Source organism: Bradyrhizobium sp. MOS002, from assembly GCF_003020115.1.
Lineage (GTDB): Bacteria > Pseudomonadota > Alphaproteobacteria > Rhizobiales > Xanthobacteraceae > Bradyrhizobium.
Window position 1 is genome coordinate 1 of the sequence record NZ_PYFX01000028.1, and the last position, 15,384, is coordinate 15,384.

10 protein-coding genes are annotated in these 15,384 nt (G+C 59.6%); 8 read left to right on the forward strand and 2 right to left on the reverse strand.

The features are described 5' to 3' along the window. Positions 1 to 106: sugar phosphate nucleotidyltransferase (locus C7G41_RS34440; RefSeq protein ID WP_199198767.1), on the reverse strand; the 106-nt coding region annotated here is incomplete at its 3' end. Positions 107 to 130: 24 nt separating this feature from the next. Further along, positions 131 to 1,138 carry an NAD-dependent epimerase gene (locus C7G41_RS34445; RefSeq protein ID WP_106946700.1) on the reverse strand — a complete coding sequence of 336 codons (1,008 nt, stop codon included), beginning with the start codon at positions 1,136 to 1,138 and terminating at the stop codon, positions 131 to 133. Between the two features lie 378 nt (positions 1,139 to 1,516). Between C7G41_RS34445 and C7G41_RS34450 the strand changes: the two genes are divergently transcribed. The 8 genes from C7G41_RS34450 (at position 1,517) to C7G41_RS34485 (ending at position 15,373) form a co-directional block, all read left to right on the forward strand. Continuing rightward, positions 1,517 to 2,602 carry a glycosyltransferase family 1 protein gene (locus C7G41_RS34450; protein ID WP_106946726.1) on the forward strand — a complete coding sequence of 362 codons (1,086 nt, stop codon included), beginning with the start codon at positions 1,517 to 1,519 and terminating at the stop codon, positions 2,600 to 2,602. Positions 2,603 to 2,765: 163 nt separating this feature from the next. Further along, a complete protein-coding gene (locus C7G41_RS34455) occupies positions 2,766 to 3,947 on the forward strand; it encodes a glycosyltransferase (RefSeq protein WP_245446852.1) in 1,182 nt (393 codons plus the stop codon). A 46-nt stretch (positions 3,948 to 3,993) separates the two neighbouring features. Next, positions 3,994 to 5,322, forward strand: coding sequence for a cellulase family glycosylhydrolase (locus C7G41_RS34460; protein ID WP_106946701.1), 1,329 nt, complete (start codon positions 3,994 to 3,996; stop codon positions 5,320 to 5,322). A 27-nt stretch (positions 5,323 to 5,349) separates the two neighbouring features. Then, on the forward strand, positions 5,350 to 6,624 hold the full coding sequence (locus tag C7G41_RS34465; RefSeq protein ID WP_106946702.1) for a glycosyltransferase family 4 protein: 1,275 nt from the start codon (positions 5,350 to 5,352) through the stop codon (positions 6,622 to 6,624). Beyond that, positions 6,621 to 8,012 carry a hypothetical protein gene (locus C7G41_RS34470; protein WP_106946703.1) on the forward strand — a complete coding sequence of 464 codons (1,392 nt, stop codon included), beginning with the start codon at positions 6,621 to 6,623 and terminating at the stop codon, positions 8,010 to 8,012. The genes C7G41_RS34465 and C7G41_RS34470 overlap by 4 nt, the downstream gene beginning before the upstream one ends. A gap of 477 nt (positions 8,013 to 8,489) precedes the next feature. After that, positions 8,490 to 12,404: an RHS repeat protein gene (locus tag C7G41_RS34475; protein WP_106946704.1), complete on the forward strand. Its 3,915-nt coding sequence runs from the start codon at positions 8,490 to 8,492 to the stop codon at positions 12,402 to 12,404. A gap of 302 nt (positions 12,405 to 12,706) precedes the next feature. Then, positions 12,707 to 13,831 carry an acyltransferase gene (locus C7G41_RS34480; RefSeq protein ID WP_106946705.1) on the forward strand — a complete coding sequence of 375 codons (1,125 nt, stop codon included), beginning with the start codon at positions 12,707 to 12,709 and terminating at the stop codon, positions 13,829 to 13,831. Between the two features lie 36 nt (positions 13,832 to 13,867). Next, a complete protein-coding gene (locus C7G41_RS34485) occupies positions 13,868 to 15,373 on the forward strand; it encodes a lipopolysaccharide biosynthesis protein (RefSeq protein WP_158268073.1) in 1,506 nt (501 codons plus the stop codon). Positions 15,374 to 15,384 lie beyond the last annotated feature (11 nt).

Below are 15,384 nucleotides of genomic sequence, written 5' to 3' on the forward strand. Positions count from 1 at the left end.
TGCCGAACAGCGGCAGGAACTGCTTGGGGCGCACCTCGCGCGAAGCCGGCCACAGCCGCGTTCCGGCACCGCCGCACATGATCAGGGGGATGATTTTTTGGGACACGTGTGAGCTACTCAAGAGAGGGATTTATATGCGGTGATAATTTCGATACCATTCGACAAAGCGGCCCAAGCCATCCGCCAGCGGCGTCGAGGGCGTGAAGCCGACGTCGCGTTGCAGGGGCGAAATGTCGGCGCGCGTCTCGAGGACGTCGCCGGCCTGCATCGGCAGAAGCGTGCGGATCGCCGGCTTGCCGATGATCTTCTCCAGTGTCTCGACGAACTCGACCAAGTTGACCGAGCGGTTGTTGCCGATGTTGTAGACGCGATACGGCGCATTGCTCGACGAGTTTTCCGGCTGCTCGGCGTTCCACGCGGGATTCGGCGTCGCGGGGCGATCGAGGGTGCGGATCACGCCCTCGACGATGTCGTCGACGTAGGTGAAATCGCGCCACATATTTCCATTATTGAAAAGCTTGATCGGCTCACCCGCAAAAATCGCGCGCGTGAAGAGCCAGGCGGCCATGTCGGGCCGGCCCCATGGACCATAGACGGTGAAGAAGCGAAGACCGGTCACCGGCAGCTTGTGAACATGTGCGAACGTGTGCGCCATCAGCTCGTTGGCCTTCTTGCTCGCGGCATAGAGGCTGACCGGATGATTGACCGAATGCTCGGTCGAATACGGCAAGGTGCGATTGGCGCCGTACACGGAGCTCGACGACGCGTAGACGAGATGCGCCAGACCGTGGCGCCGGCCGGCTTCGAGCACGGTGACGAAGCCATCACAATTGGCGCGGATGCTGGTGATGGGATCGTCGATCGAGGCGCGCACGCCGGGCTGCGCCGCAAGGTGCACCACGCGGTCGGGCGAGACCTCGTCGAACACACGCGTCACCGCAGCGAAGTCGGCAAGATCGATCTCGTGGAATGTGAAGGCATCATGCTTGAGCGTCTCGAGGCGAGCGCGCTTGAGGGCCGGATCATAGTAAGGGGTCACTGCGTCGATGCCGACAACTCGTTCCCCGCGCGCGAGCAAGCGCTCACAGACATGCATGCCGATGAAGCCGGCAGCGCCGGTAACCACCACGGGGGCCAAAATATACTCCGTTGTTCGTCCTCATATACCGCATTGCCAGACTGAACCGGTAGAGGCAAGGGTTCAGCATTGGAGAACCGCCCCCTCGCATCGGCAAGCTTAATGCCGGGCGCTTCGGATGTCAGCCTTCCCAAGTTAACCAGACGAGGCGTCCTTTGCCTGCCGACGCAGCATCAGGCGCGTGTCCATAAAGGGCTCCACCTGCCCGGCAGTTCTTTCAACAAGCGTTCCCCAGGAGCGCCGAACGACAGCGCAATCATGCGACCGATGTCGTCATAATTCCGTGCCTTCGGGCTGCTTGTTTGCGTGCTCACATTTGGTCCGAAAGCACAGAACGCGATTAAGCTTTATGGCATCGACAACCCGAACGGCACAAAATTGAAGCTTTTCATCAACGGCCGCTTTCTCTCGCAAAAGCTGACCGGCGTTCAGCGTTATGCCGCCGAACTGGTCAAAGCGATCGATGCCCTGCTTGCGTCCGACCAATTGCCCGCGGCCCTCAGAGGAGCCGAGTGGCAGTTGCTCGTGCCCAACGAGACGAGCGAAGCGATCAATCTCACCCGCATCAAGGTGCGCAAGATAGGACGGCTGAGCGGACATGCCTGGGATCAGATTGAACTCGCGCGTGCTGCCGCTGGAGGTCGCCTGATCAGTCTGGCCAACGCCGGACCCGTCTTTCATCGCGATCATATCGTCGTCATCCACGACGCACAGGTCTTCCGCCGGCCCGATTTCTTCAATTGGCGCTACTTGGCCGTCCACCGAACGATGGGTCGCCTGCTTGCACGCCGGGCCACGATCGCGACCGTATCGGCCTTTTCTCGCAATGAACTGGCTGCAATGCTTGGCCTTTCGAAAACGGGCATTCCGATATTCCCCAACAGCGCGGAGCATTTCGCGTCCACAAAGCCTGACCCCGGCATCCTCGACCGACTGGGGCTTCAGCCGGGAAAATATTTTCTCTTTGTTGGCTCCAGAACCAAGAACAAGAATCTCGCCGTTGCAATCGAGGCCGCGCGGCTGCTCGAACGGAAAGACGTTCCGCTCGTCATTGTTGGCGGAGATAACAGCAAGGTATTTCAAGACAATCTGGGCGAGAGCGAATCGGTCCTGCTTCTGGCAGGACGCCTGGCGGACGGGGAGATTGCAGCTCTGTATGCACACGCTCTGGCGTTTGTCTTTCCCTCTCTTTACGAGGGCTTTGGTGTCCCGCCACTTGAAGCCATGATCTTCGGCTGTCCGGTCATAGCCTCAACGGCTGACGCGGTGATGGAAACGTGCGGCGAAGCAGCTGCTTATTTTTGCGCCAACGACGCTCCGGCGCTGAAACAGCTTATGCTCGAAAGGTTGGCAGTCGGCGCAATCTCTGATCAGGAGCGCAGAAAGCAACAGGGTCGTCTTGCATTATACTCGTGGCAAGACTCGGCGCGAGCACTGTTGGATTTTCTCGCGTCGCGCGCATAGCGACTGACAGCGGCTCGGCATCCAACGAGTTCCATGCGTACGTTTGACTTCGGAGCAGCGAGCTTCAGCATCGCGGCGCAACAACACCACACCGCTGCCCAAATCTCGCTATGGATTGGATGGATTGTGATCGCATCCATTGATGCTCAATTAAGGATGCGCCATGTCGATCTTCCCAACTCAATCCTCCGCAAGGCAGGCGGTGAAGGTACTGCATGTCGCGGAAACCATCCGGGGTGGGATAGCGAGCTACCTGAACGAATTGCATCCGCAGCAACAAGCGAGCTTCGGCGCGGAGAACGTGCACTATGTCGTGCCGTCGGATCATCGCCACGACCTCGTTGGAATCGATGACAGCCAGATCACGACCTTCGACAGATCGGGCCGCAGCATCGTCGGACTATTTCAGATGCTGCGGGCGAGCATGCAGGCGCTCGACGCCTTCAAGCCCGACGTCATGCATCTCCATTCGTCGTTTGCCGGACTCGTTCTCAGGCCCGCGTTGGCCGCTCGTTCCGAAGGTCCTCGCGTCGTCTATTGCCCGCATGGCTGGGCTTTCTCGCGAGAGACCGGCCGCCTGAGCCATCTGGCGGCAAAAGCTGCAGAGACTCTTCTGGCCCGCACGTCGGATCGTATCATCTGCATTTCCGGCGATGAATTCAATGAAGCGGTTCGCGCGGGAATTCCGACTGACCGTCTGACCCTGGTGCACAATGGGATCTCCAAGAGCCGCCCACTGCCGCACGGCGTTGCGACAGATTGGACTTCAAAGAAGGCCAAAGTCCTTTTCATCGGCCGTCTTGATCGACAAAAGGGCTTCGACCTCCTGATCGAGGCCGCACGATCCCTCGAAGACGTCCTGGATGTTCGCATTGTCGGCGCCTCCGTGGTCAACAAGTTCGACGGAGCCGCGGTTCCCGCCAACGTCTCGCTGCTGGGCTGGCTGGATCGTCAGCAAATCGAGGCTCAGCTGGAGGCGGCCGATCTCGTCGTCATCCCGTCACGATGGGAGGCCTTCGGCCTCGTCGCTCTGGAAGCGATGCGCGCGGCCAAGCCCATCCTGGCCTTCCACAGCGGAGCGCTCCCTGAAATCGTCGTTGACGGAGTCACTGGCGTGCTTTGCGAGCCTGTCGCGGTTCAACCTCTCATCGACGGCTTCCGACGGATGCTCGATCTGGATCTCAAGGTCCTGGGGCAACGCGGCTACGATCGCTTCAAGCAGTTTTATGACGTCCAGAAGACACACCGCCAATTGCATCAGGTCTATGTCGAACTCCTCGGCGATAAGACGAGTGGGGTCGAGCAGAGCGTGGCACTTCAATCGGACCTCTCGAAGCCTTTTTGAGATGAGTTGCGGCAGGCGAGAGATGATGACGAGTATGATCTAGGCGATGGCAGACCACAGCACCTTGGGTCGCAACGGGCTGCTCTGGATCGCGAGCCTCATCGCGTCTGTTTCTCTGTCAGTCCCGGCATGCGCTCAACAGACGCTTGAAAGCAGATTCTTGTTGGGTATCGGCACCCATCAGGGACTGGGAGGGCCCGTCAGTTCGCGAGGCTACGTGCCCTCCGTGAACGTCAGCCAAATCAAGCAACTGGGCTTTAACGCCTTCCGCGACGATTTTCCCTGGTCTGATTTTGAATTGCCTGGCCGTCGGATGGGCTTCACGCCGCGGTTGGGCAGGCTCGACGCGCAGGTTCAGTCCGGCATCGCCCGGCCGCTCCTTATCCTTGCATTCGGTCATCACCTCGTTCCGAACTCGTCGCCCCCGACGACGGACGAAGCCCGGCAGCGGTTCGCGGACTATGCGGCAGCGGCCGCGCGATCGGTAGCGCCGCAGCGCCCGATCTTCGAACTCTGGAACGAGTGGAATCTGGCAGCCAAGAAGGACCCTTCATTCTCAGCCGAGAACTACCTGGCCCTCGCGAAGGTAGCACGGCCCGCGGTCAAGCAGGCGGTGCCGAATGCGCCTTTCGTCGTCGGCGCGATCGGCGACGATCCCGGTTGGACGTGGACGGAGAAGATGCTGCAAACCGGCATCCTTCAATACGCCGATGGCGCCTCGATTCATCTTTACAATTTCTGCATGGCGCCGGCGAAGCGTACTTCGACCGAGATTATCGACCGGCTCACGGCGTTCCACCGGCTGGTCGGCCAAGCGAGCGGCAATCCCGACTTCCCCATTTACGTGACCGAAACTGGCTGGACCACGGCTGCGAACAAATGCGGTGTCAGCGAGCAGGCCCAGGCCGATAACACGGCACAGCTCATCCTGTGGGCCTCGACAGCGGCGCGCTGGCTCAAGGGGATATGGATCTATGAGCTCAAAAATAGTGGTCAGAATCCAGCCGAGCTCGAGGACAATTTTGGCGTCTACGGTTTCGACAATTCGCCCAAACCCGTAGCTTGCGCGGCGCGTGGCGCCTGGGCATTCGTCCGTTCCACCCTAACCGCCGAACGAAGAAGCCTTGCCGCCGGGGTGATGTCGATCGGAGCATCCTCGACCACCGGCGGCAAAGTCGCGGTCTGGTCCGAAGATCCGGAGCGACGCTACGAGGTCCGGATCAGAGGCGATCTGCCGAGCGCGACTTTCGCGGCCCCCTGCGATGCAACCGCAAGGCCAGCCTCCGGGATCTGGCTGCCGGTTTCGAGCACGCCGGTCCTGATCGCCGCCAATAATGACGCCATTCCCGCACTGGATATACGGCCGGCACGGTAATCGGATCGACACAAAGAGGTTGACGCGATGAAGATCCTTTTGACATCCACACTTTATCCGACCCCGCAGGCACCAAAGATCGTCGGCGGAGCAGAGATCTTCGCGCGGAGATTTGCCGAGGGCCTGGCTCAGCGCGGCGACGAGGTCGAGGTGGTGCGCGCCGCATCCGCACCCGAGCAGGGGCGTGAATTTTGCAACGGTATCAACGTCTATTCCGCACCGGTGCAAAACGTCTATGCGCCGTTCACGGAGCAAAAGAACGTCGTGAAACGAAGCATCTGGCATGCGATCGACGATTGGCAGATCCAGGCCCCGATGATCGCGGAGCGCATTCGCGCCTTCAAGCCGGACGTTCTGCATTCCAATAATTTATCGGGCCTGACCACGGCGATCTGGCGGGTCGCTGCCAAGCTCGGAGTTCCGGTCCTGCATACGCTTCATGACTACTATCTGACGTGCCCGCGCTGCTCCCGCTTCGACAAGGGCCACTCCTGCGAACGCACCTGTAGGAGCTGTGGGATCCTGACGTACCACCGCAAGCGGGCGACGCATTGGCTCGATGCCGTGGTCGGCGTCAGCGAGCGCGTCCTGTCCATTCACACCGATATGGGCATGTTTGCCGAAACGCCCATCCGCACCGTGATCCGCAATGCCTCGACCGAGCCGCCGCGCTCACCCTACCCGCGGCCTGTCTGCACGACGGAAGTGACGTTCGGCTTCATCGGACGGATCACCGAGGAGAAGGGCATCGACAATCTCATGCGCGCGCTTGCCATGCTGCCACCCGATCGGATCCGGATGATGATTGCCGGCCGCTTGGGCGATCATGAACAACAGCGCCTGAGGGCACTGGCGCCGCAGGCACGGGTCGAGTTCATGGGATTCGTGTCTCCCGACGAATTCTACAGGCAAGTCGACGTCGTGGTCGCGCCATCCATCTGGCACGATCCGGGCCCGCTCGTCGTCGCGGACGCCAAGGCGGCAGGCAGACCGCTGCTCGGTACGCACTTTGGCGGCATGCCGGAGGCGATCGAGCATGGTGTAACCGGGTGGCTGACCGAAGCCGATCCACAATCTCTGGCCCGGAGCATGCGCGAAATCGCTGCGGATTCGCACAAGATCGACGAGATCAGCCGTCGGCTTATCGCCGACACGAACAAGTGGATCTTTTCCGACGTATTGTCGTCGTACAAGAACCTGTATGAACAATTGCGTCAGCAACGGATGTCGTCCGTGCGCCCGGCAATAGCCGGGGTGTCACAAGCGCATGCGGTGGCAAAGAGTAGCTTCATTCCGAGATGACACGTCTCTTCGCGATCGCCGGCTACGTTTACCAAAGCGCAGCCGCGATTATCCTGATCTTTGTGATCAGTCACCTGTTGCCTGCCACCGACTACACCAATTATTCCCTCGCAATGGCCTCGAGCCAGTTGCTCTGCGTCCTCATGTTCGAGTGGCTGCAGCTCGCGGGGCTGCGCTTTCTTGCGGCCGCCAAGGAGTGCGAGGCTGCTCGACTGAGATCGTCGCTCTTTGCAGCGGGCCTCATGAGCGCCGGCGTGCTCGTTGCCGTCGGGAGCTGCGCCTCCCTGATCAGCGGCCTCACGCCACGGCTGGTTGCTCTCGGCCTGAGCGTGGCCGTTCTTCAAGGCTCGACCGATTTGTATTTCTTGTCGGTACGTCTGTCGAACCGGCTGGGAACCGCCTCCTGCCTCCTTGCCTTGCGTGCGACGGCTCTTTTGGCCGGGGCCGTCTCGGGCGGAGTGATCTCAGGCACGGCCGAAGCGACGCTGCTCGGCATCGCATCGGGTCACCTGCTCGGGCTCCTTGCCGGTCTCATCGCATATCGCACGCCGCTGGATCGCGTGTCGCCGCGAACAATGCTGGCTGACTGGAAAGACTTCTCGCGTTACGGCATGCTTGCGGCCGGCGCGTCCGTGATCCATTTGTCCGTGCCGGTCCTGCTCCGTATCATCGTCGTCGGGCGACTGGGCGCCACAGGAGCCGGTGCAGGATTCTCCATTTCGCTCGACCTGCTGCAACGTCCCTTCTGGGTCCTCAACGCGGCGATCCACACCGTGAGTTATCCTGACGTGGTCAATGATTTCGAGCACGGCAGCGCCACGACGTCGAGACAATCGACGCGGCACATGTTCGAGTTCATGATCTGCACAACTCTCGTCCTGCTGGGCGGGCTCATGGCCTTTATTCCGGACGCAGCCCGCATCCTGGTCCCGCGGGAGAGCGTCGAGGGCTTCCTGGCGACAGGGCCGGCGGTCGCTGCTTTCTACTTCATCCATACCCACTTGCAGGCGACGATCGCGGTCGTTCCCCACCTGGAAAAGCTCGCGACCAGGCTCGTCCTCATCGCAGCCGGGCAGCTCGCAATGGTTGCGGCGTTCTCCCTGGTTGCCGTCTGGGTCGGCCTGTCGCCACAAGCAGCAGTCACCTGCGCCTCGGTCGCCACGCTCGCAGCGATCCTGGTCGGGCTCGGCCCTACCCTCAGATTCGAGGCGGTCCCGCGCTGGCCCCTGGTGCTTCAGGCGCTCGCGGCCGCCATCCTGATCGGATCGCTCCGTCATGCGCCGAGCGAACCGATGGCGTGGCTTGCCGGAAAAATCGTCATCGCCGCAATCGTCACGGCTGCGGTCGGCTGGCGCGGAAACTTTCTCCTCCTGGCCCGCCCAAGCTGATCTGTCGAACGGTCCCGCAAATCCTCTTTTGGAGCTGAGCCCGACACTCCGCTCATGTTCGCGAGGTTCCGGCCATGGAACTCATTTTGCTTCACTCCAAGATGCGACAAAGTGGCTGGCAACCAGTACGAGAATAATGAGTGATTTGCTCGTACCGGCAAAATTCTACCAGCGCATCGGGGTCGGCCTGACAATTTCATCGCATCTGCGCCCCAAGTCACATGCATCATTGAAGCGCGACATGCGCATATATTCAGCAGTGAGATCTTGCGAATTCTTGGAAGCGCCATGTTCAGGTCATGCTGCGTCGGCACGACATCGTTATTGTCTTGAATCAGAGTCGACCTGTTCCTGCGAGGAACTGCTGATCGCTCTCGATTTGTAGCTCCGATTTTTATCTGAAATTCACACTCGATCGAGAAGGTTGAACGCAAATCCCTGCGAGCAATTTCGTTCGCGTAGAAACTCGAGTGTGAAATGTCGTCAGATCAAACCGTCCTCTCCGCAAGCGGCTTCATCAACTCCATCGGCGTCAACACGCATGCCGGCTTCGCGTGGACCGACTACAATAACCTCGCGTTGATGGTCGATGACCTGAAGTATCTCGGCGTCACCCACCTGCGCGACGCGATGGGAACCAGCCCCGCCGCACAACCGGTCGTTGAAGGGCTGGCGGCCGCCGGCTACAAATTCGACTTCCTGGTGTCATCCGCCCTGCCCCAGTTGGGCACCGCCGGCCTCCAGAAGTATATCGTGTCGCTCGAGAAGTTCGTGGCGAGCCATCCAGGCAGCATCAGCGCCATCGAGGGGCTCAACGAGGCCAATCACCAGCCCTTCAGCTATAATGGCAGCTCGAGCCTTGGCGCCGCGGCCCAGTTCCAGAGCGCGCTCTATCAGGCGGTCAAGGCAGACGGCGCCCTTTCCAGCATTCCCGTCGTCAATCTGTCGCTCGCCTACAACGATCCCCAAGGCTACAGCCAGCTCGGCAACATGTCGGGCTCGGTCGATTTCGCCAATGCGCATGCCTATGTCAGCACCAGCTTGACGACCAGCAGCTCACTTGCTGCCACCTTGAGCGCGGTCTCGACCGCCGCGCCGGGAAAGCCCGTCATGATTACGGAGACCGGCTACACCACCCAAGCCAACACCCAATATCTCGGCGTCGACGAGACGGTGCAGGCCAAGTCGATCTTGAACACCCTGGTCGATGCCTACAAGGCTGGCGTGAGTGCGACCTATTTGTACGAATTGTTCGACCGCGACTCGTCCGCGAGCAACACCGATTCCGAAGCCAACTTCGGACTGTTCAATTCCGACGGAACGCCAAAGCTTGCCGCGACGGCGATCCACAACCTGACGAGCATTCTGGCCGATGACGGCAAGGGCGGCCTGCAGCCGACTGATCCGCTGAACTACACGCTCAGCAACATGCCAGCTTCAGGTAGCAGCATGGTGCTGGGCAAGAGCAATGGCGCCTACGAGCTCGTCGTCTGGGCGGAGCCGAAGCTCTGGAACGACAGCACCGATTCCGAGGTGTCCAATCCGACCCAGACTGTCACTGTAAGTCTCGGAGGCGTGCATCATTCAGTAAAGGTTTACGATACCCTGGCCGGCACAGCGGCGATCGCGAGCTACACCGACGTCTCCACGATCACGCTTCCGGTCAGCGACCACCCGCTGATCATCGAGATCGACGCGCCTGCGACCACCCTGACGCCGCCGAGCACCCAAGCCAATGTGAGCGGCACTGCGGCGCAGATCGTGCCCCAATTGTCCGACATGAGTTCGTCGACGACGCTGCAAGGCATTATCTTGACCGACACGCACGTTCTGCCGGTCGCCTCCCAAGCCACGATGGACTACATGATTTCCCATTACGGGAATGCGCTGTCCAAGATCCAGGGCGGATATTCGTTCTCAGTGACGACCGCGGCGCCTGGCTGGTCCAACACCATGACCTATGATGCGGGTGGTACGCTCGTGTCGACCTCCGACACCGGGCTGACCAGCGGCGGCGCACCCGTCTCCACGACCATCGTGTATGCGGACGGCGCTCAGGATCTGATCGGCTACACCGCAGGTTTGCGTAGCACTTTTGTGCACGTCGCCGCCAACGGCACGCGAACCACGGATAGCTATGACGCCGTCGGCCAGGTAACCAGCGAGGTCGTGCAAAAGACCGACGGTTACTATTCCACAACGGTTTACAGCAACGGGGTGGAATCGGCCGCTTATGTCCTGAACGCCGACCGCACCCAGGATAATTCCGGCTTCAATATCACCGGTCAAACCTTCACCACGCAGGTCCAGCATCTGGACGCATCTGGCAAAGTCACTTCGGTGACCCGAACCCATGCTGATGGATCCCTAGATTCAACCCAGCTGATCAACACGGACGGCAGCAGCGCGATCACGCTCTACAGCGCGGCTGGGCTCAAGCTCGTCGAAACCGACTATCATGCCGACCAGAGCAGAGACGTCTACACCTATAACATTAGTGGCCAGAACTACACGACAGAACACGATACGTACAACGCCAGCGGCTTCCTAACAGCACTCGTGCGCAGCCATGCTGACGGCAGCCTGGCTTTTCAGCTGGTGCAATCGCCCAGTGGGACCAAAACAACCGATTGGTACGATGCTGGCGGCACACTCAGCACCGAGGTGGTGCAAAACGCGGACGGATATTACGCCACCACCGTTTACAATAACGGCATCAAGACCGCGGCCTATGTTGTGAATGCGGATCACACCCAAGACAATTACAGCTACAACGTGACGGGACAGAGCTTCACGACGCAGCTCCAGCATCTGGATGCTGCTGGGAAGATCGTTTCCGTGATCCGAAACCACGCGGACGGCTCGCTCGATTCGACTCAGCTGATCAACAGCGACGGCAGTGTGGTCATCACCAACTACAGCTCAACGGGCGACAAGCTGGTCGAGACCGACTTTCACGCCGATCAAAGTAAGGACGTCTTTACCTACAACATCACAGGTCAAAATTATGCGACCGAGCATGATGCCTATGATGCGACCGGCTTCCTCACCGCGCTCGTGCGCAACCATGCCGACGGCAGCCTGGCCTTCAAATTGCTACAAACTAGCGATGGCACCAAAACCACAGACTGGTACGACGCGGCGGGCGCCCTGACCAGTGAAGTCGTGCAAAAGGCGAACGGTTATAGCTCCACCACGGTTTACGGCCAGGGCGGTTCCAAGCTCGCCGCCTACATCACAAACGCCGACCAGAGTCATGACAACTACAGTTACGAAATCGCCGGTCAGAGTTATACCACCCAGCACCAGCACCTCGACGGTTCCGGGAAAATTACGGAAGTGGATCGAACCCACGCCGACGGGACACTCGACTTTAGCCAGGTCATCAACCCTGACGGCAGCAGTGTCGTTACCAACTACAATGCCGCGGGCGTCAAGACCACCGAGACCGATACCCATACGGACAATTCAAAGGACGTTTTCCTCTACAACGTCCTCGGCCAGACCTACACCACGGAGCATGACACTTTCGACAGCACGGGCTTTCTGACGAACATCGTCCGAACTCATGCCGACGGCAGCTTGGCGTTCACGCTCGCCCAGACACCGAACGGCACCACCACTTCGGATTGGTATGATAGCTCGGGGAGTCTCACTAGCGAAGGCGTGCAGAAGGCGGACGGTTACAGCTCCACGACCCTCTACACCAATGGCTTGAAGTTGGCCTCCTACATCAGTAACGCCGATCATACGAGCGACAACTGGAGCTACAACATCTCCGGTCAGAGCTACACGACCCAGCATCAGCACCTTGATGCATCCGGCAATATCATATCGATGACTAGGACTCACGCGGACGGCAGCTTGGATTTCACTCAGGTGATCAATGGCGACGGCAGCAAGCTGACCGACACCTATGACGGCTCGGGCACGAAGACGCAGGAGATCGCCAACAATGTTGACGGATCGAAGGACGTCCTGCTCTTCAACTTCAACGGAGAACAGGGGCTGATCCAGCACGAGCACTACAGTGCGGCGAACGCACTGCAATTCTTCGACGATATCAAGCCAGACGGCACCCACAACGCCACGGCGGTTTCCGCCGGGGTGACAATCGCCGGTGGCAACGGTGACGACGTCTTTTCCGCCGCACCGGCTTCGACCTCCATCGTCTACGATCACGGCCACGATCATATCTCAAACTTCAACGCCGGGGATTCTGCCGATCACGACATCATCCAAATCTCCAAGCTGCTGGCGCCTGATTACAGCCACCTCCAAATGACCCAAGCGGGCACGGATGTGACAATCACAATGGGGGCCGCCGACTCGATTGTGATCAAGAATATCGGCCTCGCCAGCCTGACCAGCCACGACTTTCTGTTTGTCTGAGGCTGTCGAAAGAAGGCAAATTTCTGGCAACAGTTTAGCGGTACTAAGTGGGCCGGGACCGTGTTCCCGGCCCGCGTCAGTCCGTGGATGAGATCGGTGTTCAAGCGTTGTGCGCTTGCTGCCGGGCGCGGCAGCCACAGCCTGATAAACGTTCTTTAGTTGTGCTGATTGCGCGACTAGCGTCGTCTAGGCAGTGCGGACGGCGCCACTCTTCGTTGGCGGCTTCTCCAGCCGCTCGCACGAACTTGCGTCACATTCGCCCTTTAGAAGACAGACTGGTCCCACGAGCTTGATGGCCCGATATGGAAAGTAACGAACCGCGACGATTTGTAGTTCTGGATTTCTACAGGTTCGTGGCCGCACTAGGCGTCTTTATCTTTCATCTCAAGACCATCGACGGCGGCATCTCCCCTGCCTGGAACGGCTCTTTCGGCCTGTTCGTCGACATGTTCTTCATCCTGTCGGGCTTCGTCATTGCCTATTCGTACCCGTTGACTTCGATGGACGCCGGATCATATTTTCGCTTCATGGTCCGCAGGATAGCGCGGATCTATCCCTTGCACTTTCTGACGCTGCTCGTGTTTGGTTTGCTGTTCCTGATGGGCGTCAAGGGCTCCACGCCGCAGTCGAACGGGCCGGACTTCATCTACAATCTATTCTTGGTCCAGGCTTGGGGCGTCACTGATCATCTCAGCTTCAACTCGCCCGCTTGGTCCATCAGCGCGGAACTGTTCTGCTATCTTTTGTTCCCGGTTCTGATGTGTGTCGCAGCGTCAGTTCGGCCCCTCGTCCTCGCCCTGATTGTTGCTCTGTCTTACGCAATCCTTGCGCATGGCTACCTACCGATATGGCATGACCGGTCGCAAATGTATGGGGCCAACTTTGACTACGGTATGCTCCGGGCATTGCCGAGTTTCCTCAACGGAGTGCTGCTCGCCGTTCTGTTTCGTCTCTCTGGCGATTACCGCAAGAAGCCCGTGATCGTCGGTGGGATCGTGCTGTTCCTGACGGCGGTTCTCGTTCTTAACGTCTACGCCAAGCCCGATCTTGCGATCATTCTGTTCTCTCTGGCCCTGCTCTTTACGGCTGTCGGCGAGAGCGCGTTCTCACGGTTCCCTGGCTCTGCCTGGCTCGGTCCGCTCGGCAACACGTCTTATGCGATCTACATGCTCCACGAGCTCCTGATCATCATTCTGTTCGAGCCGGCCTGGCGCCATCTCGGACTCCAACCGGCCGCATTCCCCCTCTTCGTGGCTGTATGCTGCATCGTTCTCACGATTGTGGCGGGTCTCACCTATGCGTACGTTGAGAATCCGGCCCGCAGGATGATCAACCGTCTTGCGCCGCCGCTGCCCCAACCGCAGATCGCACCAGAAGCAAACGCGGTGGAAGTTGGCGAGAGCTTACGGGCTGCCACCGGGCGCTAGCTGCCTCTGTTCCCGTTGGAAGGTAAGGACATCGGATTGACGGACCTCAACCCCTGTTTCTCTGAAGAATCACATGCGCGCAAGGTGCGGAACGGCGCATTCGCTGCGATCGCGACCCAAGCGGTGCGGGTGGCCACCCAAGCGGGGTCCGTGATCGTGCTTTCACGACTGCTCACGCCGGTCGATTTCGGCATCTACGCAATGGCGTCGCCCATACTCGCATTTGCCGTGCTGTTTCAGGACCTGGGGCTCGGACACGCGACAGTGCAGAAGGATTCTCTCAGCCAGAGCGATCTGAGCTCGCTGTTCTGGGTGAATCTCTCGGTCGGTACGATGCTGGCCCTTTCGCTGGTTGCAATATCTCCTCTCGTGGGCCTGTTCTACAACGAGCCGAAGCTCGCTGCATTGACAGCTGGAATGAGCCTGACACTGCTGCTGAGCGGGGCAGACGTTCAACATCTGTCGCTTCTGACCCGACAAATGAGATTTTGGACCCTTGCAGTGCTGGAATCCGCAGCCGCCGTGGCTGGATTTGTCGCAGCGATTGCGATCGCCTCGGTCTACCACAATTACTGGGCGATCCTGGTGGGAAGTCTCGTGTCGGGCGTGGTTTTGGCAAGTGGGGCTTGGCTGACGTCCGGGTGGTGGCCCTCGCGACCGGGATCAATCCGACACGCCCGTGGAATGCTCACCTTTGGGTTGGGCGTCACCGGCTTCAACTTTGCTGAATTTATCTCCCGAAACGCCGATAGTGTGCTGATCGGAAAACTATGTGGGGCGGCCTCGCTAGGTGCTTACAATCGCGCCTACCGGCTGCTGCTGTTTCCGCTGCAGCAAGTCACGAGCCCGATGATCAGGGTTATGCTGCCGACACTATCCAGCCTCAACAAGGATCGCGATCGTTACCGTCAGTCATTTCAGCGGGCGGTTTTCCCCGCCTTCGTCGCAGTGGTGCCCGGCGTCGCCTTTATGATCTCGAGCGCCGACGTTCTGGTCACGACCCTCTTGGGAAGCCAATGGGCTGAAGTGACACCCATCTTTGTCGGTTTGAGTGTCGCCGGTCTCCTGCAAACGATGAACAGTCCGGCGAGCTGGCTGTTTCTCAGCCAAGGACGTACGCGCGAGTACATGCGCTGGGGATTTTTCAGCGCAGGGACATCTCTCGTTGGGTTCCTGTGCGGCCTCCCGTTTGGGCCGGTCGGGGTCGCAACCGCATACTCGATCAGCGAGTGCCTTCGAACGCCGATACTTTGGTGGGCAGTCGGCCGAAACGGTCCGGTAGGTCATGCCGATGCTGCAAGAGTAATCCTGCCGCATCTCGCTGGAGCGATCGCATCGATCATCGGCGCCTCTTGCCTGCATCATTGGATGACAAGTCACTCTTCCGGGACGCTGCTCACTTTGGCGGCATGCTTTAGCCTATCCTACGCTCTCGCCGTCTTGGTGCTCTCGCTTTTTCCTGCCGGTCGTCGGGAAATCAAACGATATTCATCGCGCGGAGTGGCTAGGACAAAGGCAGGTGTCAGCTCGGCGAACAACTGACGCTAGCCATC

Bases quoted from the DNA above. Each gene is read 5' to 3' on its own strand.
- C7G41_RS34455 (WP_245446852.1), top strand. From the start codon at position 2,766: ATGTCGATCTTCCCAACTCAATCCTCCGCAAGGCAGGCGGTGAAGGTA.
- C7G41_RS34460 (WP_106946701.1), top strand. From the start codon at position 3,994: ATGGCAGACCACAGCACCTTGGGTCGCAACGGGCTGCTCTGGATCGCG.
- C7G41_RS34465 (WP_106946702.1), top strand. From the start codon at position 5,350: ATGAAGATCCTTTTGACATCCACACTTTATCCGACCCCGCAGGCACCA.
- C7G41_RS34470 (WP_106946703.1), top strand. From the start codon at position 6,621: ATGACACGTCTCTTCGCGATCGCCGGCTACGTTTACCAAAGCGCAGCC.
- C7G41_RS34475 (WP_106946704.1), top strand. From the start codon at position 8,490: ATGTCGTCAGATCAAACCGTCCTCTCCGCAAGCGGCTTCATCAACTCC.
- C7G41_RS34480 (WP_106946705.1), top strand. From the start codon at position 12,707: ATGGAAAGTAACGAACCGCGACGATTTGTAGTTCTGGATTTCTACAGG.